26 protein-coding genes and 3 pseudogenes are annotated in these 26,288 nt (G+C 67.6%); 23 read left to right on the forward strand and 6 right to left on the reverse strand.

Annotated elements, in window-relative coordinates; all coding sequences use genetic code 11:
* The coding region (locus A5622_RS13380) for an SDR family NAD(P)-dependent oxidoreductase (RefSeq protein ID WP_156752948.1) at window positions 1–281 on the reverse strand (281 nt) is incomplete at its 3' end.
* On the opposite strand from A5622_RS13380, the pseudogene A5622_RS13385 reads away from it, so the two are divergent.
* The 4 genes and pseudogenes from A5622_RS13385 to A5622_RS13400 form a co-directional block, all read left to right on the forward strand.
* Window positions 192–731 (forward strand): annotated as a pseudogene (locus A5622_RS13385) (SDR family NAD(P)-dependent oxidoreductase); the annotation flags it as partial. The gene A5622_RS13380 and the pseudogene A5622_RS13385 sit on opposite strands and share 90 nt — an antisense overlap.
* Before the next feature lie 64 nt (window positions 732–795).
* Window positions 796–1,878 (forward strand): dihydrodipicolinate reductase, encoded by a 1,083-nt coding sequence (locus tag A5622_RS13390; RefSeq protein WP_066878983.1) that lies wholly within the window; start codon window positions 796–798, stop codon window positions 1,876–1,878.
* A gap of 1 nt (window position 1,879) precedes the next feature.
* Window positions 1,880–2,698, forward strand: coding sequence for a mycofactocin-coupled SDR family oxidoreductase (locus A5622_RS13395; RefSeq protein WP_066878985.1), 819 nt, complete (start codon window positions 1,880–1,882; stop codon window positions 2,696–2,698).
* A gap of 160 nt (window positions 2,699–2,858) precedes the next feature.
* Window positions 2,859–3,494 carry a hypothetical protein gene (locus A5622_RS13400; protein ID WP_066878987.1) on the forward strand — a complete coding sequence of 212 codons (636 nt, stop codon included), beginning with the start codon at window positions 2,859–2,861 and terminating at the stop codon, window positions 3,492–3,494.
* A gap of 12 nt (window positions 3,495–3,506) precedes the next feature.
* Here the strand turns inward: A5622_RS13400 and A5622_RS13405 are convergent, their stop codons facing one another.
* On the reverse strand, window positions 3,507–4,136 hold the full coding sequence (locus A5622_RS13405; protein WP_066878989.1) for a TetR/AcrR family transcriptional regulator: 630 nt from the start codon (window positions 4,134–4,136) through the stop codon (window positions 3,507–3,509).
* A gap of 91 nt (window positions 4,137–4,227) precedes the next feature.
* Here A5622_RS13405 and A5622_RS13410 point away from each other — a divergent pair, with 91 nt between their 5' ends.
* A complete protein-coding gene (locus tag A5622_RS13410; RefSeq protein WP_066878992.1) occupies window positions 4,228–5,451 on the forward strand; it encodes a cytochrome P450 in 1,224 nt (407 codons plus the stop codon).
* Window positions 5,448–6,437, forward strand: a complete 990-nt coding sequence (locus A5622_RS13415; protein WP_232002963.1) for an SDR family NAD(P)-dependent oxidoreductase — start codon at window positions 5,448–5,450, stop codon at window positions 6,435–6,437. The genes A5622_RS13410 and A5622_RS13415 overlap by 4 nt, the downstream gene beginning before the upstream one ends.
* On the opposite strand, the gene A5622_RS13420 is transcribed toward A5622_RS13415, so the two are convergent.
* Window positions 6,427–7,101 (reverse strand): hypothetical protein, encoded by a 675-nt coding sequence (locus A5622_RS13420; protein ID WP_197508007.1) that lies wholly within the window; start codon window positions 7,099–7,101, stop codon window positions 6,427–6,429. The two genes, A5622_RS13415 and A5622_RS13420, sit on opposite strands and share 11 nt — an antisense overlap.
* Before the next feature lie 79 nt (window positions 7,102–7,180).
* On the opposite strand from A5622_RS13420, the gene A5622_RS13425 reads away from it, so the two are divergent.
* The 5 genes from A5622_RS13425 to A5622_RS13445 all read left to right on the forward strand — a co-directional run bounded on the left by A5622_RS13425 (window position 7,181) and on the right by A5622_RS13445 (window position 12,288).
* On the forward strand, window positions 7,181–8,698 hold the full coding sequence (locus A5622_RS13425) for a carboxylesterase/lipase family protein (protein ID WP_066878995.1): 1,518 nt from the start codon (window positions 7,181–7,183) through the stop codon (window positions 8,696–8,698).
* Window positions 8,699–8,716: 18 nt separating this feature from the next.
* Window positions 8,717–10,726, forward strand: coding sequence for a phosphotransferase (locus A5622_RS13430; RefSeq protein WP_066878997.1), 2,010 nt, complete (start codon window positions 8,717–8,719; stop codon window positions 10,724–10,726).
* Window positions 10,727–11,221, forward strand: coding sequence for a gluconokinase (locus tag A5622_RS13435; protein ID WP_066878999.1), 495 nt, complete (start codon window positions 10,727–10,729; stop codon window positions 11,219–11,221). It abuts the gene before it with no gap.
* 68 nt (window positions 11,222–11,289) lie between these two features.
* Window positions 11,290–11,679, forward strand: a complete 390-nt coding sequence (locus A5622_RS13440; RefSeq protein WP_066867019.1) for a hypothetical protein — start codon at window positions 11,290–11,292, stop codon at window positions 11,677–11,679.
* Window positions 11,680–11,709: 30 nt separating this feature from the next.
* The gene (locus A5622_RS13445) at window positions 11,710–12,288 is read left to right on the forward strand and encodes an AAA family ATPase (RefSeq protein WP_066879001.1); all 579 of its coding nucleotides are present in this window, start codon (window positions 11,710–11,712) and stop codon (window positions 12,286–12,288) included.
* A 33-nt stretch (window positions 12,289–12,321) separates the two neighbouring features.
* Here A5622_RS13445 and A5622_RS13450 read toward each other — a convergent pair whose 3' ends face one another.
* A complete protein-coding gene (locus A5622_RS13450) occupies window positions 12,322–13,389 on the reverse strand; it encodes a DoxX family protein (protein WP_066867023.1) in 1,068 nt (355 codons plus the stop codon).
* 95 nt (window positions 13,390–13,484) lie between these two features.
* Between A5622_RS13450 and pncA the strand changes: the two genes are divergently transcribed.
* On the forward strand, window positions 13,485–14,039 hold the full coding sequence (gene pncA, locus A5622_RS13455) for a pyrazinamidase PncA (RefSeq protein ID WP_082994581.1): 555 nt from the start codon (window positions 13,485–13,487) through the stop codon (window positions 14,037–14,039).
* Window positions 14,039–14,839, forward strand: a complete 801-nt coding sequence (locus tag A5622_RS13460) for a ketosteroid isomerase family protein (protein WP_066879005.1) — start codon at window positions 14,039–14,041, stop codon at window positions 14,837–14,839. The genes pncA and A5622_RS13460 overlap by 1 nt, the downstream gene beginning before the upstream one ends.
* Window positions 14,840–14,857: 18 nt before the next feature.
* Here A5622_RS13460 and A5622_RS13465 read toward each other — a convergent pair whose 3' ends face one another.
* The gene (locus A5622_RS13465) at window positions 14,858–15,208 is read right to left on the reverse strand and encodes a DoxX family protein (RefSeq protein WP_066879007.1); all 351 of its coding nucleotides are present in this window, start codon (window positions 15,206–15,208) and stop codon (window positions 14,858–14,860) included.
* Between the two features lie 169 nt (window positions 15,209–15,377).
* Between A5622_RS13465 and A5622_RS13470 the strand changes: the two genes are divergently transcribed.
* The 6 genes and pseudogenes from A5622_RS13470 to A5622_RS13495 all read left to right on the forward strand — a co-directional run bounded on the left by A5622_RS13470 (window position 15,378) and on the right by A5622_RS13495 (window position 21,543).
* On the forward strand, window positions 15,378–16,373 hold the full coding sequence (locus A5622_RS13470; RefSeq protein ID WP_066879009.1) for a sigma-70 family RNA polymerase sigma factor: 996 nt from the start codon (window positions 15,378–15,380) through the stop codon (window positions 16,371–16,373).
* Window positions 16,363–17,688 carry a sugar ABC transporter substrate-binding protein gene (locus A5622_RS13475; RefSeq protein ID WP_066879011.1) on the forward strand — a complete coding sequence of 442 codons (1,326 nt, stop codon included), beginning with the start codon at window positions 16,363–16,365 and terminating at the stop codon, window positions 17,686–17,688. The genes A5622_RS13470 and A5622_RS13475 overlap by 11 nt, the downstream gene beginning before the upstream one ends.
* Window positions 17,689–17,748: 60 nt before the next feature.
* Window positions 17,749–18,653 (forward strand): annotated as a pseudogene (locus A5622_RS13480) (carbohydrate ABC transporter permease); the annotation flags it as partial.
* 22 nt (window positions 18,654–18,675) lie between these two features.
* Window positions 18,676–19,482: a carbohydrate ABC transporter permease gene (locus A5622_RS13485; protein ID WP_369829240.1), complete on the forward strand. Its 807-nt coding sequence runs from the start codon at window positions 18,676–18,678 to the stop codon at window positions 19,480–19,482.
* Window positions 19,483–19,484: 2 nt separating this feature from the next.
* The gene (locus tag A5622_RS13490) at window positions 19,485–20,555 is read left to right on the forward strand and encodes an ABC transporter ATP-binding protein (protein ID WP_066867035.1); all 1,071 of its coding nucleotides are present in this window, start codon (window positions 19,485–19,487) and stop codon (window positions 20,553–20,555) included.
* A complete protein-coding gene (locus tag A5622_RS13495) occupies window positions 20,536–21,543 on the forward strand; it encodes a patatin-like phospholipase family protein (RefSeq protein WP_082972630.1) in 1,008 nt (335 codons plus the stop codon). Before A5622_RS13490 ends, A5622_RS13495 begins: the two co-directional genes overlap by 20 nt.
* 22 nt (window positions 21,544–21,565) lie before the next feature.
* Here A5622_RS13495 and A5622_RS13500 read toward each other — a convergent pair whose 3' ends face one another.
* Window positions 21,566–21,853 carry a DUF3349 domain-containing protein gene (locus A5622_RS13500; RefSeq protein ID WP_066867039.1) on the reverse strand — a complete coding sequence of 96 codons (288 nt, stop codon included), beginning with the start codon at window positions 21,851–21,853 and terminating at the stop codon, window positions 21,566–21,568.
* 218 nt (window positions 21,854–22,071) lie between these two features.
* Here A5622_RS13500 and A5622_RS13505 point away from each other — a divergent pair, with 218 nt between their 5' ends.
* From A5622_RS13505 to A5622_RS13520, 4 genes and pseudogenes are all read left to right on the forward strand, one after another.
* Complete coding sequence (locus A5622_RS13505; RefSeq protein WP_066879013.1) at window positions 22,072–22,905, forward strand: DUF3097 domain-containing protein; 834 nt, start codon at window positions 22,072–22,074, stop codon at window positions 22,903–22,905.
* Window positions 22,906–22,996: 91 nt separating this feature from the next.
* The gene (gene efeU, locus A5622_RS13510; protein WP_066879014.1) at window positions 22,997–24,607 is read left to right on the forward strand and encodes an iron uptake transporter permease EfeU; all 1,611 of its coding nucleotides are present in this window, start codon (window positions 22,997–22,999) and stop codon (window positions 24,605–24,607) included.
* A gap of 16 nt (window positions 24,608–24,623) precedes the next feature.
* A complete protein-coding gene (gene efeO, locus A5622_RS13515; protein WP_197505163.1) occupies window positions 24,624–25,820 on the forward strand; it encodes an iron uptake system protein EfeO in 1,197 nt (398 codons plus the stop codon).
* 104 nt (window positions 25,821–25,924) lie between these two features.
* Window positions 25,925–26,221: pseudogene (locus A5622_RS13520) on the forward strand (deferrochelatase/peroxidase EfeB); the annotation flags it as partial.
* Window positions 26,222–26,288: the final 67 nt, after the last annotated feature.

The following is a 26,288-nucleotide window of genomic DNA, read 5'->3' on the forward strand; positions in this document are numbered from 1 at the left end:
TCGTCGGTGATATCGAGGAATCGCGCGTAGGTCGACCCGCCGACATTGTTGACCAGAATGTCGATGCGACCGAGGCGCTCCATGGCCGTGCTGACGACCCGCTCTGAATCCGGACGACTCATCGCGTCCGCGACGAGCGCCAGCCCCTTGCCGCCGGCGGCCTCGATACCCGCAATCGTGCCAACGATATCCGCCTCGGTCGCATCGACATTCTGGTCAACAATGTCGGCGGGTCGACCTACGCGCGATTCCTCGATATCACCGACGAAGACTTCCGGCACACCTTCGACTGGTGTGTGACGTCGGCCTTCATCATGAGTCAGCTGGTGGCGCCCCACATGCTCAGCGCCGGAAACGGTTCCATCATCAACATCTCGTCGGGCTCGGCACGTTTCGGCATCCGGGCGCTGACCGCCTATTGCGTTGCCAAGGGTGGTCTGGAAGCGCTCACCCGCGCCATGGCACAGGAACTCGCCCCGAAGATTCGCGTCAACGCCATCGCCCTGGGGTCCTTCGCCACCGACGGCCTGAAGGGCAGCCTGGATCTGATGCCCGGCTCACTGGAAAAGATGCAGGAGGCCACGCCGCTGCATCGGCTGGGCGACGTCGAGGATCTCGGGCGGCTCGCGGTGTACCTGTCCACCCGCGACTGCTATGCGACCAACGCGACGTTCCACGTCGACGGCGGCATCGACTCGAACAATTCGCCACTGCCGATACCCGATTACTGACCTGTGCGGCGATTGAACGCGTCATGATGGGTCATCACCCACCGCCGGAAGGACGAGGGTAGCCATGCGCAGGGTCATTCAATTCTCCACCGGCAACGTGGGTCGGCATTCGTTGCGAGCCATCATCGGCAGACCCGATCTCGAGCTGGTCGGCGTGCACGCCGCCAGCAGCCAGAAGGTCGGCCAGGATGCGGCGCAGCTGTGCGGACTGGACGAACCGACCGGCGTCATCGCCACAAACGACATCGACGCCCTGGTCGCCCTCGGCGCCGACTGCGTCGTTTACACATCCCAAGGGGAGACGCGGCCGATGGAAGCCATCGAACAGATGGCCAAGTTCCTGGCGGCCGGCACCAACGTCGTCGGTACGTCGATGGTCTGGCTGGTCACCCCGCGCCACGCCGACGACTGGTTGCGCGAGCCACTGGAGCGTGCCTGCGCGGCCGGCAACGCCTCGCTTTACGTTAACGGCATCGATCCGGGCTTCTCCGGCGATACGCTGGTGCACTCCGCGGCCAGCCTGACCACCCGGATCGACTCGATCACCGTGCAGGAGATCTTCGACTACGGGAACTACGACGACGCCGAATTCACCGGCTCGGCAATGGGATTCGGCTCGGCGCCCGATGACGATTCGCCGATGATGTTTCTGCCCGGGGTGATCGTGTCGATGTGGGGAGGTCAGGTCCGCAGCCTGGCGGACAACCTCGACATCAAGCTCGATGACGTGCGCCAGCGCTGCGAACCCTGGTACACGCGAGAACGAATCGACTGCACGATGATGACGGTCGAACCGGGGCAGATGGCCGCGGTGCGGTTCGCCACCGAGGGGGTGCGCGACGGGCGGCCGGTCATCACGCTCGAGCACGTCACCAGGCTCACCCAGGCCGCGGCGCCCGACTGGGAGTTCCCGCCCGACGGCCACACCGGGGTTCATCGGGTTGTCGTGGACGGGGAGCCGCGGGTCGAAATCAACACCCACGTGTCCCACCCGCTATTCGATTCCACTGATGCCGGCTGCATCTCGACGGCCGGCCGGGCCGTCAACGCGATCGATTGGGTATGCCGGGCGCCCCAGGGGTTGATCGGGGTGGAGGATATTCCGCTGTCGGCAACGATGCGTGGCCTGATGTGGAACGAGCACTGACCTGACGACCTCGGCCCCCGGACGCGTTGCCGGCAAACGCATCCTGATCACCGGCGCCGCGCGCGGCATGGGACGCAGCCACGCCCTGCGGCTAGCGCAGGAGGGCGCCGACCTCATCCTGCTCGACATATGCCAATCTCTGCCCGAGATCGAATATCCTTTGGCGACGAAGGACGAGTTGGCCGAAACAGTCGAACTGGTAAGGGGTTTCGGTCGCCGCTGCGTGAGCCGCATCGTCGACGTCCGAAACGAGGCGCAACTGCGGTCTGCGGTCGACGACGGCGTCGGCGAGCTCGGCGGCCTCGACGGCGCGGTGGCCAATGCCGGCGTGCTCACGGTGGCGTCCTGGGACCAGACCACCGCCGACCAGTGGCGCACGGTGGTCGACGTCAATCTCATCGGGGTGTGGAACACCTGCGCGGCCGCGATACCCCACCTGCTCGACCAGGGCGGCGGCAGCCTGGTCAACGTCAGTTCCGCGGGCGCTATCAAGGGATTTCCACTGCAGACGCCCTACACGGCGGCCAAGCACGGCGTCGTCGGCCTGACGCTGGCGTTGGCCAACGAACTGGCGGCGCAGAACGTGCGCGTCAACACCGTGCTTCCCACCGGTGTTCCCACCGGGATGGTTCCACCGTCGTTCGGACCGCTCTTGGGCGAGCGACGGTCCGACCTGATCCCCATCTTCGTCAATGCGATGCCCACGCCGGCCGTCGAGCCCGTCGACGTCAGCAACGCGGTGCTGTTCCTTTTGTCGGATGAGTCCAGGTATGTGACGGGGCTGGAATTCAAGGTCGATGCGGGAGTGACCATCAACTGACGCCGCGCCGCTGCACAGCGTGTGCCCTTACCGATCCCGTCGCCAGCCCATAGGCTGGGCTGACAGATGAATAGTCGTCCGGCGGCCGGAGTTTGCGTGTTCTCGCTGCCCACGCGCGCGGTAAGGGATACAAATAGCTGAGTTCACCAAGGAGAGCCTCATGAATACGGTGCGGACGTCCGTGCTCGGGCTGACAGCTGCCGCCCTATTGGTCGGCGCGACGGTGGCCGGATGCGGTGGCGGCAAAAGCTCGACGGGATCATCGGGTTCGGCCTCGTCGTCCGGCCCGGCCGCTTCGTCGAGCCCTTCGGCCGGCGCGGCCCCGGGCGCACCGGGAGCCCCGGTGGACTACAGCAACCTGCTGATCAAGCCCGGCGACGTGGGCCCCAACGCCACCGCCGACGGGCCGCCGAGCCAGAATCCCAGCGGCATCACCGGCGTGGGGCAGGTTTTCAAGAACCCCGACGGCAAGCGCACCATCATCGACACGATCGCGGTCTTCCCCGATGCGGCCACCGCCACCCAGACCGCGGCGAACATGCGCGACGTCGTCGGAAAGAAGGTCAACGGCCAGCAGCAGCCCATCGACGTCGGCACCAACGGGTTCATGGTGATCGGTCAGGGAACCGACCCGGCCAACCCGATGGAGGTCTCCGAGGCGGTGTTCGTCGAGGGCAGGGCCATGGTCGACCTGGAGTCCGACTGTGTCGTCGGCAATCCCACGCCAGCCGATGTCATGCTCGATCTCGCCCAAAAGCAAGACGCCGCCGTCAAAGCGGGACTGCCGGCCGGCTGAGCCGCCGCTCGTTCACAGGGGCCAGCTGTCCGGCTGCGGCTCATAGCGCAGTGCGGCGGCCGGCGGCAGCGGCTGTCGTTCGTTGACCGATATCGCGTCGATGACGAGGGTGACATAGCGCCGCCAGCCGTCGCTGCCGGCATCCATGGTGGACAGCACGCTGAAGAGCATCGCGATCAGGCGAGGAAGGTCGTCGGCGACCAGGTCGGTGCGGATGCTGCCGGCTCGCTGGCCTGCGCGGGCGAGCTCGCCGAGCGCCGCGTTGAGCGACACCGAGATGTCGGAGGTTAGCGATCCGGCGCGGCGTGCGGCCGTCAGCAGGCTGTGTTCGCGCGCCCCCAGCGATATCGCCGCTTCGATCAGCTGGGTGAGGCCGCGCAGCGGATCCTTCTCGAGGCGGGCGCTGTCGATCACCGGCGTGAGGTCCTCGGCGATGCTTTGATCCAGGGCGGCGCGTACCAGGTCCGCCTTTGCCGGAAATCTGCGGTACAGGGTTCGCTCACCGACGCCGGCGCGGCGCGCGACCGCTTCCACCGGGGCGTCGGGTCCCAATTCGCCGTAGACCTCGCGCGCCGCGCGCAGGATGCGCTCGACGTTGCGCGCCGCGTCGGCCCGCAACGGCCGGTCTTCAACCGCGGTCATCGTCACAGCGTAACTGACAGTTGACTGTCGGTAGCCGCCGCTTTAGGCTCGTACAACTGGCAGCCAACTGACACTTAGTGGAAAACTGGTTATGGCAATACCTTTGGAGACCGCCGAATCCCGGCCTGACGCAAGCCTTCCCGTGTTACCCGTCCCGCGGCCGTCGCACTGCCCGCTCGCGGCCCCGCCCGAGTTTGCGCAGTGGCGCGAACAGGCCGGGCTGCGACGGGCGATGTTCGGCGGCAACCCGGTCTGGGTGGTCAGCCGCTACCAGGACATCAGGGCGGCGTTGGTCGATCCGCGCTTGTCCGCGAAGACCATTCCGGACTCGATCCTGCCGACCGACGCCGACAACAAGGTCGCCGTGATGTTCGCCCGGACCGACGATCCCGAGCATCATCGGTTGCGGCGCATGATGACAAGCAGCTTCACCTTCAGGCGTTGTGAATCAATGCGGCCGCACATTCAGGACATGGTCGACCACTATCTCGGCCAGATGATCGACAACGGTGCGCCGGCCGATCTGGTGCGTGAATTCGCCTTGCCCGTGCCGTCGATGGTGATCGCCCTGCTGCTCGGGGTGCCGCCCGAAGACTTGGCCATCTTCCAGCACAACACCACCAAGGGGCTTGACCAGAAGTCCACCGACGAGGAAAAGGGCCAGGCGTTCGGGGCGATGTATGCCTACATCGAGGAGCTGGTGGAACGCAAAGCGCGCGAACCCGGCGACGACTTGATCAGCCGACTGCTCACCGAATACGTGGCCACGGGCCAGCTCGACCACACCACCACGGCCATGAACAGCGTGATCATGATGCAGGCCGGCCACGAAACCACGGCCAACATGATCGCACTGGGAACCGTTGCGCTGCTGGAACATCCCGAGGTGTTCGAGCGACTCGGACAAACCGACGATCCGGCCGTCATCGCGAACGTCGTCGAAGAACTGATGCGCTATCTGTCCATCGTGCACAGCCAGGTCGACCGCGTCGCTACCGAAGATCTGGTGATCGGTGGCCAACCGATTCGCGCCGGGGAGTTCGTCCTCATGAGCCTGCTCGCCGGCAATTGGGACGCAGAATTCGTCGACCACCCCGAATCCTTCGACCCGGACCGAAACGCTCGCGGGCACTTGGGCTTCGGATATGGCGTGCATCAATGCATTGGAGCGAATTTGGCCCGCGTCGAGATGCAGGTCGCCTTCGCGACGCTGGCGCGGCGCCTGCCCGGGTTGCGACTGGCGGTGCCGCCGGAGCAGCTGAGGTTCAAAGACGCCAATATTTATGGCATGAAAGAACTTCCGGTGCGCTGGTGACGGTGTCTACCGGCGAGCTGCGCTTCGACGGCCAAGTGGCCGTGATCACCGGTGCCGCCGGCGGGCTGGGCAGGGAGTACGCCCAGCTTCTGGCCGCGCGCGGAGCCCGCGTCGTGGTCAACGACAAGGGCGGCTCGGTGACCGGGGACGGCGCGGACGACAAGGCGGCCGAGGCCGTCGCGGATGCCATTCGCGAGCAGGGCGGGGAGGCCGTCGCGGACAGCCACAGCGTGACGAGTCCGCAAGGCGCACAGGCGATCATCGACACCGCCCTGCGGGTCTGGGGGCGCCTGGACATCGTGATCAACAATGCGGGCATCGTCGGCGACGCGCCGTTCGAGGACATGACCGCCGATCGGCTCGACCCCCTGGTGGATGTCCACCTCAAGGGGGCGTTCTACGTGACGAGGCCAGCGTGGCAGGTGATGCGCGAACAGCGCTACGGCCGGGTGCTCAACACCTGCTCGGCCGCGGGAATCCTTGGCGCCGAACGGATGAGCAACTACGGCGCGGCCAAGGCGGGTTTGCTGGGCTTGACGCGTGTGCTGGCCGCCGAAGGAGCCGCATACGGCATCAAGGTCAATGCCATCGCTCCCATCGCATACACCCGGATGCTGACGCATTCGCTCGACGAGGCGACCGGCCGGCAAGCCGTCGAACACGATGCGGCATCGCAGGCGGTATTGGATGACCTTGTGGGCCAATACCTTCAGAAACTGGACCCCGAACAGGTTGCTCCGGTGGCCGCCTTCCTGGCCCACCGGGATTGCCCGGTGTCCGGTGAAATCTACACGGTGGGCGCGGGACACGTCGCGCGGTTCTTCATCGGCAGGACAAGGGGTTTCTACCGACCCGGGCTGTCGATCGAGGACGTCCGCGACCACCTGGACGAGATTCGCGACGAAGCCGGCTACACCGTGCCGGGCGGGCCCGGTGACGAAATGAGCGAGCTTTTCGCGACCATCATCGGCAGCCTCAGCAGCTGAAGGCCGCGCCGACACCGTCCGGCGGCGGGGCCGATTTCAGGCAGCCGTACGGCACGATGCCGGCGGGGCTGAACTTGGCCGCAGACTGGTGCGCATAGTTCACGCAGTACAGGCCGGTCTGCTCGGCGCGGCACCGGTAGTCACCGAACGACAGCGAATCCCCGTTCGCCAGTTCCGGCCCGTTGCCGTTCAGGAAGGGGCCGGGATCGGCACGGGCGGATCCGACCTGCAGGTTCGCCCCGTCGAAGCTGATCCAACCGCCTTGCCACTGGCCATAGGCCGTCGCGGGAGCCGGCGGTGGATTGGTCAGATTCACCAGGCAGGCCAGTGCGCCGCCGGTGTGCTTGGCATCCGTCATGCAGGAGACCTTGCCGGCCACCGCGGCCAGCGCGATGTCGTCGCCCAGGGGCGTGGTGGCCCCGTCGCGGCTGGCGGTGTGAAAGCGGCCGGGATCGGCGGGATGGCCGGCCTCTATCCAGGCGATGACGTCGGAGATCGCGGTGCCGGCGCCGGGCGCGCCGGTGGGTCCGGGCGCTTTGCTTCCCGGTGCGCCGGCGCCGGTGGATGTCTGGGCGGTGCTCGGGGTCGGCGCTGATTGGCCGCCCGTGGTGTGGGAGCACCCGGCGACCAGTAGTGCCGCGGCGATCATCGCAGCTTTCCGCATTCAGTCAGGCTAACCGCCGCGCCGGGCAATTAAGGCGCTGCGCGCGCGTTACGGCCGTCATGTCGGTTACCGTCGGGTTATGCATGACCGGACTGTCCGCGCACGCACGGCCATCGGCACCGTCGAAGGCTTCACCCGCGACGGGGTCAATCGGTGGCGGTCGATCCCGTATGCCCGCCCACCGGTGGGCAGCCTGCGCTTCCGGGCGCCGCAGCCGGCCCAGCCGTGGTCTGGTGTTCGGCACTGCCACGGCTTCGGCAATTGCGCGCCCCAGCAGCGCCGTTACACCCTGCTCGGCATGTCGGGTCTGGGCGGCCGCTATCAGCCGATGAGCGAGGACTGCCTCACCCTCAACGTCGTGGCGCCCGAGGGTGACGCCGAGGGGCCGCTGCCCGTCATGGTGTTCATCCACGGCGGCGGCTACTTTCTGGGCAGCTCGGCGACACCGCTGTACGACGGCGCGGCCCTGGCCCGCCGGGGATGCGTATACGTGTCGGTGAACTACCGCCTGGGCGCGCTGGGGTGCGTGGACTTTTCGTCGTTGTCGACGCCCGAGATCACCATCGACAGCAACCTGTATCTGCGCGATCTGGTGCTGGCGCTGCAGTGGGTTCGTGACAACATCGCGGGATTCGGGGGTGATCCCGACAATGTCACCATCTTCGGCGAGAGCGCGGGCGCGTGCATCACCGCATCGCTGCTGGCGGTGCCCGCCGCCGAAGGCCTGTTCGCCCGGGCGATCTCGGAGAGCCCGGCGTCGGGTCTGGTGCGGTCGAAAGAGGTCGCCGCGGAGTTCGCGAACCGCTTCGCCAACCTGCTGGGGGTGCGCAAGCAGGATGCCGCCAACGCGCTGATGCAGGCGTCCGCCGCGCAGCTGGTGGAAACCCAACACCGGTTGATCGACGAAGGCATGCAGAACAGGCTGGGCGCCTTCCCAATTGGCCCGGTCTTCGGTGACGACATCCTGCCATTGGATCCGGTCGAGGCGATGCGGCGCGGTGAGGCCCACCGGGTACCGCTGATCGTGGGCACGAATGCCGAAGAGGGCCGGTTGTTCACCCGCTTCCTGGCGATGTTGCCGACCAACGAGACGATGGTCGAAGAGTTGCTGGCCGAGGCGGAACCCGCTATCCGCGAACGCATTACCGCCGCATATCCCAATTATCCCGAGCGGGCGGCCTGCATCCAGCTCGGCGGTGACTTCGCCTTCGCCTCGGCGGCCTGGCAGATCGCGGAGGCCCACGGCGCGCACGCGCCGACCTACCTCTACCGGTACGACTACGCGCCGCGCACGCTGCGCTGGTCGGGCTTCGGGGCCACCCACGCCACCGAGTTGCTCGCCGTTTTCGACGTGTACCGCACCAGATTCGGCGCGTTGCTGACCGCGGCGGCGGACCGGCGGGCCGCGTTGCGGGTCAGCAATCAAGTGCAACGGCGCTGGCGCGCCTTCAGCCGGACCGGCGTGCCGGGGGAGGACTGGCCCCTCTACACCGCCGAGGATCGTGCCGTGATGGTCTTCGACCGCAAGTCCCGCGTCGAGTTCGATCCACACCCGCATCGCCGAATGGCCTGGGACGGCTTCTCACTGGCGCGTTGACCTGGCACGCTAACCCTCATGCACGCCGAGACCGAGCAAGTCATCGAACGACCCAGTGACCTCACCGCCACCTGGCTGGCCGCGGTCATCGGCACCGGACCCATCGCCGACTTCGCGGTGGAGCGCATCGGCACCGGCCAGATGAGCGAGTGCTACCGGGTCCGGCTCAGCTATGCCGAGGCCGGGGGCGGGCCCGAGTCGGTGGTGCTCAAGGTCGCGGCCACCGATCCGGTGAGCCGCCAAACCGGGCTGGCGCTGGGGCTTTACGAGCGGGAGGTGCGTTTCTACGGCGACATCGCGCCGCGTCTGGGCGGGCCCATCGCGCCCTGCTACCACGCGGCGGTCGACACCTCCACGGGTGTTTTCGATCTGCTGCTGGGTGATGCGGGGCCGGCCGTCGTCGGTGACGAAATCGCCGGAGCCACAGTCGAACAGGTTCGCCTCGGCGCCGTCGAGCTGGGACGCCTGCACGGCCCGCTGCTCGGCGACGTTTCGCTGGCCGAGGCGCCGTGGCTCAACCGCGACGCGCCGCTGAACCAGGCCATGATCACCCCGCTGTACGCGGGTTTCGTCGACCGCTACGGCGACCAGATCGCACCGGAGCACCGCGTGGTGTGCGAACGCCTGGTCGCCGCGTTCGACGGCTACCTTGCCCAGGAAGCGGAGGCGTCCGAGCGGGGCCGCGTCCAGGGCCTGGTGCATGGCGACTATCGCCTGGACAACATGCTGTTCGGTACCGAGGGCGCCGAGCGCGCGCTGACGGTGGTCGATTGGCAAACCGTGTCGTGGGGTCCGGCGCTGACCGATCTGGCCTACTTCCTCGGTTGCGCGTTGTCCACCGAGGATCGCCGGCAGCACTACGACGCGCTGCTGCGCGCCTATCACGAGGCGCTGGGACCTGCGGCACCACTGACTCTGGTCGACGTCGCCGACGGTGTGCGCAGGCAGAGCTTTTTCGGGGTGATGATGGCGATCGTTTCCTCGATGCTGGTCGAGCGCACCGACCGCGGCGATCAGATGTTCATGACGATGCTGCGGCGGCACTGCGACCACGTCCTGGACACGGACGCGCTGTCGACGCTGCCCGTCGCGGCGACCCCCGAGCCGTTGCAGCCGGCCGTCGAGGACGAACTGGCCCACGAGCCCACCGCCGAACCGCTGTGGAGTGAGAGTTGGTACGCCGACTTCGCCGACGCGGCACAGGGATTGGGTGGCTGGTTCCGGCTCGGGCGGGTGGCCAACGAACAGACCGCGTGGGTGCACGTGTTGCTGTGCGGGCCCGACATGCCGACCGTCGCCGTCGACACGCAAGTGCCGCTGCCGTCGGATCCGTGGTCGGTGCGGACCGACGACTTAGCGCTCGGGCATTCCGCCGACGCGCCCCTGCAAAGCTATCGCGTCGACGTGCGGGCGCGGGCCCGGTCCTACTCCGATCCGTCGGCGTTGCTGCGCGGCGAGCCCGGCGAACCCGTCGAGATGAGCGTGAACCTGGTGTGGGCCACCGACGGCACCCCGTACAAGTACGCCGTGACGACGCGTTATGAGATCCCGTGCACCGTCTCGGGCAGCGTCAGCGTCGGTGACACCAGCTACCGTGTGAAGTCCGTTGCGGGCCAACGGGATCACTCGTGGGGTGTGCGCGATTGGTGGGGCATGGATTGGATCTGGAGCGCGCTGCACCTGGACGACGGCACCCATTTGCACGGCGTGAACATCCGGATCCCCGGGGCGCCCGCGTTCAGCATCGGCTATGCGCAGGGCGCCGACGGCAAGGTGACCGAGTTGCAGACCGTCGACTCGCGAGAGTCCTTCGCCGACAACGGGTTACCGCTTGAGGCGACGCTGGCGCTGGAGCCGGCGCAGATCACCGCGAACGCGCGCGTGCGCGGCCAGGCGCCGGTCCGGCTCGTGGCACGCGACGGGCGGGTCAGCCAGTTCCCCCGCGTGTGGGCCACGATCAGCACGGCCGACGGGCGCAGCGGTGTCGGTTGGCTGGAATGGAACCGCAACCTCGGCGAACAGACTTAGGTGAGCGGATCGGCCCCCGTTGTCGTGATGGGCGTCTCGGGATCGGGCAAATCGACGGTGGGGGTGGCGCTCGCGCGGCGCCTGCGGGTCCCGTTCGTCGACGCCGACACCCTGCACCCGCCCGCCAACATCGCCAAGATGGCCGCCGGTGAACCGCTCGACGACGACGACCGCAATCCCTGGCTGGAGCAGGTCGGCGAATGGTTGGCCGCCCATCGCGAGGGCGCGGTCGTGAGTTGTTCGGCGCTGAAAAGGGCCTACCGCGACCAGTTGCGCGCCCACTGTCCGGGCGTGCGGTTCCTGCACTTGTCGGGCTCGGCGGAGCTGATCGGAGCCCGGCTGGCAACGCGGACCGATCACTTCATGCCTGCCGCGCTGCTGCGCTCGCAACTGGACGCCCTGGAGCCGCTCGGTCCCGATGAGGTCGGCATGACCGTCGACGTCGGGCCCGACGTCGACGCGATCGTGGACACCGTCGTGCGGGCCCGCCCATAGCCGCGGCCGCACGGCGCGGTGTAGCATTGTGCTACACGTCGTAACGTAGTGCTGCATGGGAGGAAGCCGTGGCTGAGGCCGTCGATCGTGTCACCCGCGTCGCGTCCGACCTGATGGACAGCGCGGCGGCTGAGGGCGCCCGGCAGAGTCGCTCGGCCAAGCAGCAACTCGACCACTGGGCACGGGTGGGGCGGGCGGTATCCAGTCAGCACACCGCCTCGCGGCGGCGGGTGGAAGCCGCGCTCGCCGGCCAGCTGCCGACCGGCGAACTCACCGTCGAGGAGGGCGTGGTATTCAACGCCGAGATCTCCGCGGCCATCGAGGAAAGCCTGGCGCGCACCAACTACGGGGCCACGCTGGCCGGGCAGGGGGTCACCACCGTGGCCCTCAACGACGACGGCGAAATCGTCGAGCATCGCCCCGACGGCGCCGCCGTGGTGCTCGGAGGCACCCGCTGATCCGGCACTCATCAGCGTTTCGGCGGTCCGATGGACCGACTTGACCTGGTGGTCGGGCCGAACGGTGCCGGTAAGTCGACCTTCATCGCGCTCACCCTGGCGCCGCTGCTGCCGGGCAGTCTCGTGGTCAATGCCGACGAAATCGCACGGCAGCGGTGGCCGGAGGATCCGGCATCGCACTCCTACGACGCCGCGCGCATCGCCGCCGACACCCGCGCCAAGCTGATCGAGCTGGGCCGGTCGTTCGTCGCCGAGACCGTGTTCTCCCACCCCTCCAAACTCGACCTCGTCAAGGCGGCCCGCAGCGCGGGCTTCACCGTCGTCCTGCACGTCCTGATCATCCCGGAAGACCTTGCGGTCCAACGTGTTCGATACCGGGTGCAAGCCGGCGGCCATGACGTTCCGGAAGCCAAGATCCGGCAGCGCCATCGCCGGTTGTGGGTGCCGGTCGCCGAGGCGATCGCCTTGTCCGACCTCGCGACGGTCTACGACAACAGCCGCCTGTGCGGCCCGCGCATCGTCGCGCGACTCAGCGGCGGCCTGACCGTCGGCGCACCCGACTGGCCCACCTGGGCACCGGAAATCCTGCGGGCTCGCTGGACCCACTGACTCGCGGCGTTACGCGGACAGCGGCTCGCCCGGTTACCAGGGCAGCTTGCGGCGGCCGGTGTCGACCTGACCGCCGACCCGCTCGCGGGCGGTGTCGGCCAAGTCGGCGCCGCGCTGCCGCGCGGTTTCGGCGAACTCCTCGCCGCGCGCCCGCGCCGTGCTGGCCAGCTTCTCGCTGCGCTTGCGTGCCTTCTTGGCCAGCTTCTCGCTGCGCTTGCGTGCCCTCTTGGCCAGCGGCGCGGCCCGATCGGCCGCCTCGTCGGCGAGTTCCTCGCTGCGCTTGCGTGCCTTCTCCGCCAGGTACGCGGCGCGGTCGGCGGCCTCGTCGGCCCATTCCTCGCCGCGCTTGCGGGCCTTCTTGGCCAGCGGTTTACTGCGCTCGGCCGCGGTGCTGGCCAATTCGCGGCCGCGTTCGAGCGCGGCTTCGGCGTAGGGCGCGCCGCGCTCGGCCGCGGTGCTGGCCAATTCGCGGCCGCGTTCGAGTGCCGCTTCGGCGTAGGGCGCGCCGCGCTCGGCTGCCGTGCTGGCCAGCTCGCGGCCCCGTTCGGCACCGATCTGCAGGCCGTGCGCAATGCGATCACCCAGCTCGGAGAAATCGGCATCGAAGCCAGAATCGTCCGATCCGGGCCACGCCGAGGACACCCGCTCGGAGAGCCGTTCCGCCGCCCGACGGCCACGCCACCCGAGGGAGGGCTTGCCGGCGGTGTCGGCCGACGCGATCAACAATCCGCCCAGCAGGCTGAGGTCGGTGAGGAATTGCTGGCGTTTCTGGGCTTTGGCCACCGGGTCGCTTTCGTTCCAGAACGAGTGTGTCCCAAGGTTGGCCGGTAACACCGTCACCGCGAGAGCGGCCGATGCGATCCGGGGGAGTTTGCCGGTGGCGAGCAGCAGGCCGCCGCCGATCTGAACGGCCGCGGTGATCTGCGCGACCGTCTCGGGGTCGCTGGGGATGCTGCTACTCACCGATTCCGGCAATGCCTGCAGCCCGTCCACCGTCGGCGCCGCGGCCTCCGCCGCGGATTTGGGGTTCAGCAGTGAATTGACTCCTTGCCCGATGAATGCCACTGATAACAGGGGTCGCGCGATTCTCCTGAGCACCATGGCCCGTGTATTACCCGGCTGCTTGTCGAGCAAACCGCCACCCCGATAACCCCAGCTAGAGCCGCGTAGCGTCGCACACCGATAGGGTGGAGCGCGTGCGAGCGTTGATCGTCGTCGACGTGCAAAACGACTTCTGCGAGGGCGGCTCGGTGCCCACCGCCGACGGCGCCGCCGTGGCGTCCGCGATCAACGCCTATCTGTCCGGTGAGCCGGGCTACCGGTACGTCGTCGCGACGCAGGATTTCCACATCGACCCGGGTGACCATTTTTCCGACCACCCGGATTTTTCATCGTCCTGGCCGGTGCACTGCGTCGCCGGAAGCGCCGGCGCGAATCTTCGCTCGGAGCTGGACATCCGGCGCGTCGACGCCGTCTTCCGCAAGGGCGCGTACGCCGCGGCGTACAGCGGTTTCGAGGGCGTCGACGACGACGGCACCCCGCTACTGCAGTGGCTGCGCCGGCGGCGGGTCGACGAGGTCGACGTGGTCGGCATCGCCACCGACTTCTGCGTCCGGCGGACCGCCGAGGACGCCGCGGCGGCGGGCCTGACCACCAGGGTGCTGGTCGACCTGACCGCGGCCGTCGATTCGGCGGCCGAAGCGCTGGCCGAAATGCGGTCCGCCGGCATCGAGTTGGTTGGGGAACCGTAATGGTGGTGCCACTGGATCGACAGCAGCTGCTCGCCGCCGTGGAGCGCTCGCCGCAGGCGGCCGCCGCGCACGACCGCACCGGGTGGGTGGGGCTGTTCACCGGTGACGGCCGCGTCGAGGATCCGGTCGGCTCCCGACCGCACGTGGGGCACGAGCAAATCGGGCGCTTCTATGACACCTTCATCGGCCCCCGTGACATCAAGTTCCATCGCGACCTCGACCTCGTGGTCGGCACGACGGTGCTGCGTGACCTCGAGCTCGAGGTGACGATGGGCTCGGCCGTGACGATGTTCATTCCGGCGTTTCTGCGTTATGACCTCCGAGAAGCCAACGGCGAGTGGAAGATTGGCCATCTGCGGGCCTATTGGGAGCTGCCCGCCATGATGCTGCAGTTCCTGCGCACCGGCCCCGGCGCCCTGCGGCCCGCACTGAACCTGTCCACGGCGCTGGTGCGCAACCAAGGCTGGGGCGGGGCCGCCGGCTTCATGACCGGATTCCGCCGAGTCGGGGCACGCCACCAGCGGCTGGTGACGACGTTCCTGGAGGCCGCGGGGCGCCACGACACGTCCGCCGCCGCGCGGATGCTGTCGTCAGATGCCGCAATAACTTTGGGTGATCACGACCCGCTCGACCTGGCCGAGCTGGCCGAGCAGCTGGACGCTGCCGGCACAACTAGGACGAGCAGCGCGGGCCGCACCGTCGCGGTGTCACTCAACTCGGGTCACGGGCGCGCCATTGTGTTCGCCGATGTGGCTTGGCGTGGCGCCGCGATCAGCCGGATCCGCTACTTTCCCGCCTGACCTCGTCAGGCCTGTGTCTCAGCGGAGCACCATCAGCACCAGCGATGCACCGGCCAGGCACAGGTACGCACCGGGAAACGCGATGTTGTACAAAACGTGGGCCCTCAGATGCGTCGCCACGGCGCCGACGAAAAACAGCACCAGGCCCGCGGCGGCCGCGATACCCAATTCGCGCAGGCCCAGCAGTCCGAGGACGATCCCGGCGGCCCCGGCCAGCTTCAGCGCGCCAAGCGCCGGCAACCATGACCGCGGCACCCCGACCTCGGCAGAATTCGCCAGAACGAATCGCGCCGGAACGAAGTCGGCGATGGCGATCGCCGCGGTGATGACGGCGGTGGTCAGCGTGACGGCGACAAGTGCGGTGTTCATCTCCGATCAATCCCTTGTCGCGCAGCGATTTCCGCAGCGGCGGGTCGAATGCGGGCAGTGCGCACCGTGGCGCACAATCGGTAGGGTCATGGTGCTTGTCTCCTTCGCCAGTGGAAGTCCGTCGGACGCGGTCAACTTCTTGACGGCTTTCGCGCGGAAAAGGTGACCCATGGGCGCAACAAAGGATTTGGCGGATCTGGCGCGGCGTTTCGACGCCGATCGGCGTCACCTGAGGTCGGTCGCGTTCCAGCTGCTGGGTTCGGTGCCCGACGCCGACGACGCGGTCCAGTCGGCGTGGCTCAAGGCCAGCCGCGCGGACTTCGGCGGTGTCGACAACCTCACCGGCTGGTTCACGACGATCACCGCGCGCGAGGCGTTCGACCAACTTCGGCTGCGCAAGCGCCGCGCCGAGCAACCGCTGGCCGAAACCGACGAATTGGACCGGCTGGTGCGGGCGGCGTCGGCGCCGGCCGACGAGGACGCGCTGCTCGCGGAGTCGGTGAGCGGCGCGCTGCTCGTCGTGCTCGACCGGCTTTCCCCGGCGCAGCGGGTGGCGTTCGTGCTGCACGACGTCTTCGCCATGCCTTTCGAGCAGATCGCCGCGGTGATGAATCGGTCGCCGGACGCCACGAAGAAGCTGGCCAGCAGGGCCCGCGGGCGACTGCACGCCGATCCGGCCGATCGCCCCCGCCGCACGGGCGACCACCTGAAGGTGGTCGAGGCGTTTCTGGCGGCCTCGCGCGGTGGTGACATCGCCGGCCTGCTCGAGCTGCTGGCTCCATACGTGGTGCGCACGGTCGATCCGGCCCTGGTCCCGGCCGACGTGCCCACTACGGTCCGCGGTGCCGACGAGGTCGCCGGGGAGACTCGGCGGTTCGCTGCGCGGGCGCGCGCCGGTGCTGTCATGCTCATCGACGGGGCGCCGGGCATCGTGTTAGCCGCTCGCGGTCGCGCTCAGGTCCTGCTGGTGATCGGCATCGGCGCCGACGGTCGCATCCATACGATCGACATCACCGGCGATGCCGAGCGAATCCGCCGGGCGACGCTGACGCTGCCCCGGTGGCCGGTCCAGGAACCTCACAACCACATCGGGTACCAAGGACGTCAGACACAGTCGGCCGCAAAGGCGGCCGCGGGGCAAGACCGGGAGGGCCATGCTCGATAAGCCGTTCGGACGGCGTGAGCTGCTCCGGGGCGCCGGCGCGCTTTCCGCGGCGGCGCTGGCGCCGTGGTCGGCGGGGTGTGCTCCGGAGGACGACGCGCTCACCTTCTTCTTCGCGGCCAACCCGGACGAGCGTGACGCCAGGATGCGCATCGTCGACGAGTTCGCGCGCCGCCACCCCGATATCAAGGTGCGGCCCGTGCTGTCCGGACCCGGTGTCATGCAACAGCTTTCGACATTCTGTGTCGGCGGCAAATGCCCCGATGTGCTGATGACCTGGGAACTGTCTTACGCCGAACTCGCCGACCGCGGTGTGCTACTGGACATGAACACGCTGCTGGCGCGCGACAAACCCTTTGCCGACCAGCTCAAGGCGGACAGCATCCCGGAGTTGTACGAAACCTTCACATTCAACGGAAAACAGTACGCACTTCCCGAACAGTGGTCGGGCAACTACCTGTTCTACAACAAACGGCTCTTCGCCGAAGCCGGCGTGCCGGAGCCCCCCAAGACGTGGGAACAGCCCTGGGATTTCACCGAATTCCTGGACACCACGCGCGCCCTGACCAAGCGCGATGCATCCGGCCGGGCCGCGCAGTACGGCTTCGTCAACACCTGGGGTGCCTACCACTCGGCCGGGCTGTTCGCGATGAACAACGGTGTGGCGTGGTCAGACCCGCGGTCGAATCCGACCCACTTCAACTTCGACAATGCGGCGTTTCACGAAGCTGTGCAGTTCTACGCCGATCTGGCCAACAAATACCGGGTGGCGCCCAACGCATCGGAGACGCAGTCGATGTCGACGCCCAACTTGTTCGCCGTGGGCCGGGCGGCGATCGCGCTCGGTGGCCACTGGCGCTACCAGACCTACATCCGCGCCGAGGGCCTGGATTTCGACGTCGCCCCGTTGCCGGTCGGCCCGGCGCTGGGAAAGGGGCATGCCGCATGTTCAGATATCGGCGCCACCGGATTGGCCATCTCGGCCAGCAGCCCGCGCAAGGAGCAGGCATGGGAGTTCGTGAAGTTCGCGACGGGGCCCGTTGGCCAGGCGCTGATCGGTGAATCCTGTCTGTTTGTTCCCGTGCTGCGCTCAGCGCTGCGATCGCAGGGATTCGCCAAGGCCCATCGACGGTTGGGCAATCTGAGTGTGCTCACCGAAGGCCCGGCTTTTTCGGAGGGGCTGCCCATCACGCCGGCTTGGGAGAAGGTCAATGCCTTGATGGACCGCAACTTTGGTCCCGTGCTGCGAGGCCGCCAGCCGGCGACGTCATTGAGCGGATTGTCCCGCTCCGTCGACGAGGTGTTGCGCAGCCCATGACCGCGATGGACGCGACCGGCGCGGCCGCCCCGGCGGGCAAGGCGAGGCCGAAGCCACCGCAGAACCCGAGCCCGTGGCGCCGACACGCATGGGCGGGCCGGTTGTTCGTCGCACCCAACATGGTGGCGGTCGCGGTGTTCATGCTGTTCCCGCTGGGTTTCTCGCTCTACATGAGCTTCCAGCGATGGGACGTGTTCACCCCGCCACAATTCGTGGGTCTGAAGAACTTCGGCGACTTATTCACCGCGGATCCGCTCTTCTTGATCGCGATCCGCAACACCGTGATCTTCACCGTCGGAACGGTCGTGCCGACGGTCCTGATCAGCCTGGCCGTCGCCGGGGTGCTGAACCGGAAGGTCAGGGGCATCGGCGTCTTCCGGACGATCGTCTTTCTGCCGTTGGCGATCTCATCGGTCGTGATGGCGGTGGTGTGGCAGTTCGTGTTCAACACCGACAACGGCTTGCTCAACATCATGCTCGGCTGGATCGGACTCGGGCCGGTCCCATGGTTGGTCGAGCCGCGCTGGGCGATGGCCTCACTGTGCATCGTCAGCGTCTGGCGCAGCGTGCCCTTCGCCGCCGTCGTGCTGCTGGCCGCGATGCAAGGCGTTCCGGGTACGGTCTATGAGGCCGCCAAGATCGACGGTGCCAGTGAGATAAGGCAATTCGTCTCCATCACCGTGCCGTTGATCCGGGGGTCGATATCGTTTGTCGTCATCATCTCGGTCATCCACGCATTCCAGGCGTTCGACATGGTCTACGTGCTCACCGGCCCCACTGGCGGGCCGGAATCGGCGACCTACGTCCTGGGCATCATGCTGTTCCAGCACGCGTTCTCGTTCCTCGAATTCGGATATGCCTCCGCGCTGGCGTGGGTGATGTTCGCGGTCTTGCTGGTGCTGACCGTCGTGCAGTTGCGAGTCAGCCATCGACGATCTTTGGAGAATTCGCGTGGGCTTAAGTGAGGGTGTCCTCAAGCGCACCGTCTTGCGCGGCGCCGTCGTCTATGGCGCGCTGCTCGCCGTCGCCTGGTGCGCCCTGTTTCCGATCGCGTGGGCGGTGTCGGGTTCGCTGAAAACCGAAGGCGAGGTCAGCGAACCCACGCTGTTGCCCGCACACCCGCGGTGGTCGAACTACACCGAGGTGTTCGCGCTGATGCCGTTCGGGCGAATGTTTTTCAACACCGTGCTGTACGCGGGCTGCGTCACCGCCGGCCATGTTTTCTTCTGCTCGCTGGCCGGATATGCCTTCGCGCGACTGGATTTCCGTGGCCGCGACGCGCTGTTCGTCGTGTATCTCGGCACCTTGATGGTGCCCCTGACGGTCACGGTGATCCCGCAATTCCTGGTGATGCGAACCCTGGGCTGGGTCGACACCCCATGGGCGATGATCGTGCCGGGGTTCTTCGGCAGCGCATTCGGTACGTACCTGATGCGGCAGTTCTTCCGCACCCTGCCCACCGATCTCGAGGAGGCCGCGATACTCGACGGTTGTTCACCGTGGCAGGTGTATTGGCGAATCCTGCTGCCCCACGCGAGGCCGGCCGTGATGGTGCTCGCGGTGCTCACCTGGGTCAATGTCTGGAATGATTTCTTGTGGCCGCTGCTGATGATCCAGCGCAACAGCCTGGCCACCCTGACACTGGGCCTGGTCCGGATGAAGGGCGAATATGTTGCCCGATGGCCGGTTTTGATGGCAACCTCGATGCTCATCATGCTGCCTCTGGTCATCATCTACGCGATCGCGCAACGCTCGTTCGTCCGCGGGATCGCCGTCACCGGGATGGGCGGTTGACCATGGCCTCGGTGACTTTCGAGCAGGCAACCCGTCGCTACCCCGGAGCGGATCGCCCCGCCCTGGACAACCTGGACTTAACTGTCGCCGACGGCGAGTTCGTCGTTCTGGTGGGGCCGTCGGGATGCGGCAAGACCACCTCGCTGCGGATGGTGGCCGGCCTGGAAGCCGTCGACTCCGGCCACATCCGGATCGGCGACCGCGACGTCACCAACGTCGATCCCAAGGATCGCGACGTTGCGATGGTCTTTCAGAACTATGCGCTCTACCCGCACATGACGGTGGCCCAGAACATGGGATTCGCCATGAAGATCGCCAGGACGCCGAAGGCCCAGATCCGCGAGCGGGTGCTGGACGCGGCGAAACTGCTTGACCTGCAACCCTATCTCGACCGAAAGCCGAAAGACCTGTCCGGCGGACAACGCCAACGCGTGGCGATGGGGCGGGCGATCGTGCGCCGGCCGCACGTGTTCCTGATGGACGAGCCGCTGTCGAACCTCGACGCCAAACTAAGGGTGCAGACCCGTAACCAGATCGCCGCGCTGCAACGGCGGCTGGGCACCACCACCGTCTACGTCACCCACGACCAGGTCGAGGCCATGACGATGGGCGACCGCGTCGCCGTCCTGCGCGACGGCGTGCTGCAGCAGTTCGCACCGCCTCGCGAGCTCTACCGAAACCCGGACAACGTCTTCGTGGCGGGTTTCATCGGATCCCCGGCGATGAACCTGTTTACCCTCCCTGTCGTGGATTCGGCTGTGTCGCTGGGTGATTGGCCGATAGCATTGCCCCGCGAGGTCACCGGCGGCGCGGGTGAGGTAGTCGTGGGGGTCCGTCCCGAACATTTCGAGCTGGGTGGTCTCGGCGTCGAGATGGAGGTGGACGTGGTGGAGGAGCTTGGGGCGGACGCCTACCTGTATGGGCGAATCACCGGTTCGGGCAAGGTGATCGACGCGCCCATCGTCGCGCGGGCCGACGGGCGAAACCCTCCGCAGAAGGGCAGCCGGGTGCGCCTGCACCCGGTACCCGGGCACCTGCACTTCTTCGGCGTCGATGGCCGCCGAATTTGCTGAACGATCCGGACGGGGGGCTGCGGTGACCACAAACCGTGCCGACTTGGTGTGCGAGGGCGGTGGCGTCCGGGGTATCGGACTGGTCGGCGCGGTGGATGCGCTCGCCCAGGCCGGCTACCGATTCCCGCGCGTCGCGGGAAGCAGCGCCGGTGCGATCGTCGCCTCGCTGGTCGCCGCCCTGCAGGTGGCCGGCGAGCCGTTGAGCCGGCTGGCCGAGGTGATGCGCACCATCGACTACCGGAAGTTCCTCGACCGCAACTGGATCGGGCGGATACCGCTGATCGGCGGGGGACTGTCGTTGTTGACCTCCGACGGTGTCTATCGCGGGGCATATCTCGAACAGTTGCTCGCCAGCCTGCTCCGCGATCTGGGCGTGCGGACGTTCGGCGATCTGCGCACGGGCGAAGAGCCCACCCAGTTCGCCTGGTCGCTCGTCGTCACCGCCAGCGACCTGTCGCGGCGCCGCCTGGTTCGAATCCCTTGGGACCTCGGCTCCTATGGCATCGACCCCGACGCCTTCCCGGTGGCGCGCGCGGTGCACGCGTCGTCGGCCATTCCCTATGTGTTCGAGCCCGTTCGGGTCGGCGGCGCGACGTGGGTGGACGGTGGGTTGTTGTCGGACTTTCCGGTCGAGCTGTTCGACCGGCCCGATGCGCAACCGCGATGGCCCACGTTCGGGATTCGGTTGTCGGCGCGTCCCGGCATCCCGCCCACCCATCCCGTGCATGGCCCGGTGTCGTTGGGACTTGCGGCGATAGAGACCCTGGTGAGCAATCAAGACAACGCTTACATCGATGACCCGTGCACCGTGCGGCGCACCATCTTTGTGCCCGCCGACGAGGTCAGCCCGATCGACTTCAACATCACCACCGCGCAACGTGAAGCGCTCTATGCCCGAGGATTGCAAGCGGGCCAACAGTTTCTGCAAACCTGGAACTACGCCGACTATTTGAAGGCCTGCGGCGCCCCGGTGCACAAATCACCGTGACGGCGTCGACCGTTCGTGCCGCTTATCCGCGCGGGCAGCGGAGCGCATGAACGCGACGCTGCACCCGCGAGACGTCGTCGAGGGAGGGCAGCTGGTTGGTGATCCGGGTGACCTCCACACCGATATCGATGGAACTGATCGGCCAGAGGCGACGCGCGATGAGATCCCTTGCGATGACGGTGATGTCGTCGTCGCAGAGCCGGCGGCGCGTCAACGCCACCAGCGGCACGTACCCGGTGACCGGCATGCCGGAGGGGTAGCCGGCGCGCACGAAAGCCACAATGCTTGTCACCCAGTGCGACAGGTCCATGCGTCCACCTCGCTAACCGCCGCGGCTTGCGTAAGCGGCAGTGCTTGCCATAGCTAGCAACGTACCACCGGTGACGTCATCTGCTGAGTAACGCCACACAGTTAAACGCATTTTTTACGGCCGGCGATGCGGCGCACGGGGAGTGGTCCCGGTGGCGATTCGCCGGCCATGGCGCGCCGTAACGACGTTTGGCCGCAAGGCTTTCTAGTATTGCCGGCGTGGTGGATCGCTATGGAACCGATGTACTGGCCGCAGGACGACGCAAGCCCCGCTCGACGGAACATCCGGCCGAACTTGGCCTGGTGGTCGAGGACGTGCAAACCGGATATGTCGGCGCGGTGGTGCGCGTCGAATATGGTCGGGTGGACCTGGAAGACCGACGCGGTCACGTGCGCGGATTTCCTTTGGGCCCAGGCTATTTGCTGGAGGGTCGTCCCGTCATCCTCACCGCGCCGCGCCGGCCCGCCCCGACCGCCGTGAACAGGACCGCATCCGGTTCGGTCGCCGTGTCGGGTGTTCGCGCCCGGGTCGCCCGTGCCAGCCGGATCTACGTCGAGGGTCGGCACGACGCCGAGCTGATCGCCCAGGTATGGGGCGAGGACCTGCGGATCGAAGGTGTCGTCGTAGAGCAACTGGGCGGCGTCGACGACCTGGTGGACATCGTCGCCGAGTTCGCCCCGGGCCCCGGGCGCCGGCTCGGGGTGCTCATCGACCACCTCGTCACGGGTTCGAAGGAGGCGCGGATCGCCGATGCCGTGCGGCGCGGCCCGGGTGGTGCCGACACGCTGGTCGTCGGCCATCCCTACGTCGACATCTGGCAGGCCGTCAAGCCGCAGCGGCTGGGCCTGGAGGCCTGGCCGAAGGTGCCACGAAATGTCGAATGGAAACACGGGGTATGCGAGGCCCTGGATCTGCCGCACCGCGATCAGGCGGACATCGCCAGGGCTTGGCGCCACATCCGCTCACGGGTGCGCGACTGGAACGATCTGGAACCGGCGTTGATCAGTCGGGTCGAAGAACTCATCGACTTCGTGACCGCGCCGGCTTCCTGACCCCGCGGGCGGCGGACCAGGGCGAATAGCCAGCGCTTAGTTAGGCTACGCTAAGCCGAAAGTCCCGATCGGCGGGACAGAAATTGGGCGTATGCAGGGCGTATTCGGCGTATTCATCGGCACGTTTCTCATCGGTCTTCGCGAAGGCCTAGAGGCGTCGCTCATCGTGAGCATCGTCGGTGCGTTCCTCAAGCGGAATGGCCAGACGGTCCGCCCGATGTTTGTCGGCGTCGGCCTGGCCGTGCTGCTCAGCGTCGGCGTCGGGGTGGGCCTCGACCTGTTCGCCGCCAGCCTGCCGCAGGTACAGCAGGAGATGATGGAGACCGTCATCAACGCCATCGCGGTGGTGTTCGTGACGTCGATGATCATCTGGATGAACGGCAACGCCGCGCAGCTCAAGGGGGAACTCGAGCGCGAGGCCCGTCAGGCGGTCAACCGCGGCGGCGCGTTCGCGCTGGCGGCCATGGCGTTCCTCGCCGTCCTCAAGGAGGGCTTCGAGACCTCGGTGTTCTTGCTGGCGGCCGCCGAGACGTCACACGGCAACCGGTGGTTCGCCGTGCTGGGCGGCGCGGTCGGCATCGCGACCTCGGTCGGGCTCGGGGTGGCCCTGTACTACGGCGGCCTGCGGATCAACCTCGGCCGGTTCTTCCGGGTCACCGGGGTGTTCCTGGTGCTGATCGCCGCCGGGCTGGTGCTGGGTGCGCTGCGCACCGCGCACGAGGCGGGGTGGGTGAGCATCGGCCAGCAGCAGGTGCTCGATCTGTCCGGCTGGATACCCGCCAACTCGGTGCTGGGCGCCGTGACGACCGGGGTGTTCGGCATCCCCGCCGACCCTCGGCTGGTCGAGGTGGTGGGCTGGCTGCTCTACGCCGTGCCGGTGCTTGTCATCTTCCTGTGGCCCGCCCGGCTCGCCGCCGCGCCGCGAACCCGCAGCCGGCTGCTGGCGGCGACGTCGGCGGCGCTGATCTTCGTCGGGGCGGGGCTGGCGATCACGACGCCCGCCGCCGGCCCGTCCGCGGGCCTGCGGGCGCGCACCGTCACCGACCGCGCGGGCCACACCGCCGTGGTGTCGATGGCGACCGGGCCGCACGGGCGCGAGCTGACCGTCGTCCCCCAGGGCAGCTCGACCGCCCACAGCATCGTGCTGATCCCGGGCGACGATCAAACGGTGGACGGCTTGCCCGTGCAGGTGTGGCAGGCTTCCGAGGCGGCCGGGGCCGACGGTGCGCCGGAGGTCTCGCTGAACCAGTTGCTGAGCATGACGGGGGGCCGGCTGCCGGTCGGTCTCGCGGCCGGCCGCACTCCGGGGCCGTTTCAGGGTCAATGGTCGACGACCACCGAGTACACCGTGCTCGCGCGGGGTGATTGCGTGGTGAGCGCGCACGCGACGAGCAACCGCACCGCGATCTTGACCGGCGGTGGGCTGACCGGGGCCAAGACCGTTAGTCTCGGCGGGCTGACGACGGACTGGTCCACCTCCGCTGCCGATGACCACTCGACGGCGGCCGAGATCGTCGCGAGCGACCACAATCGCGGGGAGCGGCAGCTGTGGAATGTCTGGTTGCCGTTGGTAATAGCGGGTTTTGCCTTAGCTTGCGCGCTGTCAGCGATAGCCTCGGTGCGCGCGGACCGCAGGCAGACCGATGAGAGGAAATCCATTGAAGGTGAGTCGCATCGCCCTGGCAGCGTGCCGGTCTCGTGAATTCCTGTTGACTGCAATGGTTCTCGCCACGACGACGGCGTTGTCCGCGACCGCATGCAGCCACTCGGGTGACACCGCGACCCACGCCCAGCCGCCGAAACCGGGCGGTACCAACGCGGTGAAGGTCACCATGGCCAACGACGGCGGCAAGGACGGCTGCGCCCTGGACACCACCAGCGTGCCCGCCGGGCCGGTGACCTTCACGGTCGCCAACACCAATGCGCCCGGCATCAACGAGGTCGAATTGCTCAGGGACCAGCGGATTGTCGGCGAGAAGGAGAACCTCGCCCCGGGCCTGGACCCGGTGTCGTTCACGGTTTCGCTGGACGGGGGCGCCTACCAGCTCTACTGTCCGGGCGCCAGCACCGAATACCAGACCCTGACGGTCACCGGTAATGCGCCCGCGACACCCACGGGCACCGTGGCGAGCATCCTCGGCCAGGGCACCAAGGACTACGCCACCTACATCGTCAACCAGATCGGACAGCTCAACGACGGCGTGAAGGCACTCGATGCCGCCGTGCAGTCGGGCAACGTCGAGGCCGCGAAGGCGGCCTACGCCAAAGCCCGCTTGTTCTGGGAGCGTTCGGAGTCCACCGTGGAGGGCTTCGTCCTGCCGGGGTTCGCCGTCGGCGACAATGCCGGCAGCCTGGACTACCTGATCGACATGCGTGAGTCGACACCGGTCGATGCCAAGGTTGGCTGGAAGGGCTTCCACGCCATCGAGCGCGATCTGTGGCAGGGCGGCGCGATCACCCCCGGGACCAAGGCGCTCAGCACCGAAATGGTGGGCAATGTCGGTAAATTGAACGGCATCGTCGCGACCCTGCAGTACAAGCCCGAGGACCTGGCCAACGGCGCCAGCGACCTGATCGAAGAGATCCAGAACACCAAGATCACCGGCGAGGAAGAAGCTTTCAGTCACATTGACCTGGTGGACTTTTCGGGCAACGTCGAAGGCGCGCAGCAGGCCTACGCCTCACTACGGCCGGGCCTGGAAAAGATCGATGCCAACCTGGTCCGCCAGATCGATCAGCAGTTCCACAGCGTGCTGACCACCTTGGACGGGTATCGCGACTCGACCGCGCTCGGCGGCTACAAGACCTACACCGCGGCGCTGAAGGCCAGCGACGCGCCGAAGCTGACCGCGGTGATCCAGCCGCTGCACCAGAGCCTGTCGACCGTCGCCCAAAAAGTCGTTACGGCCGGTTGATCGTGACCGACGACATCTCCCCACCCTCCGACGGCGCCACGAACGACGCTGGGGCACCGGCGGACTCCGCCACGGTATCGCGCCGGCGCGCGCTCGGCGGCGCCATGCTGGCCGGGCTCGGCGGTGCCGCCATCGGTGCCATGGGTGGCGGCTTCGCCGGCCACGCCATGGCGGCGGGACAGCGTGGTGACGACGACGACACCGTCGATCTGCGCCGCAGCTACCCCTTCTACGGTCAGCCGCACCAGGGTGGAATCGACACGCCCCCACAGCGTTACGCCATGTTCATGTCGTTCTCGCTGGCCGAGGGCGCGGGCCGGACCGACCTGCAGACCCTCTTGGCGCGCTGGTCGGCCGCCGCCGCGATCCTGCAGCAGGGCAAGCCGGTCGGGACGGTGAGGCTGGCCGGGCTCAGCCCGTAGGCCTCCCCGGTGTCGACGGGAGGCTGCACGTCGACACCGGGCTGCA

Origin of the sequence: Mycobacterium sp. 1245801.1, from assembly GCF_001673055.1 — a bacterium.
Taxonomy (GTDB): domain Bacteria; phylum Actinomycetota; class Actinomycetes; order Mycobacteriales; family Mycobacteriaceae; genus Mycobacterium; species Mycobacterium europaeum_A.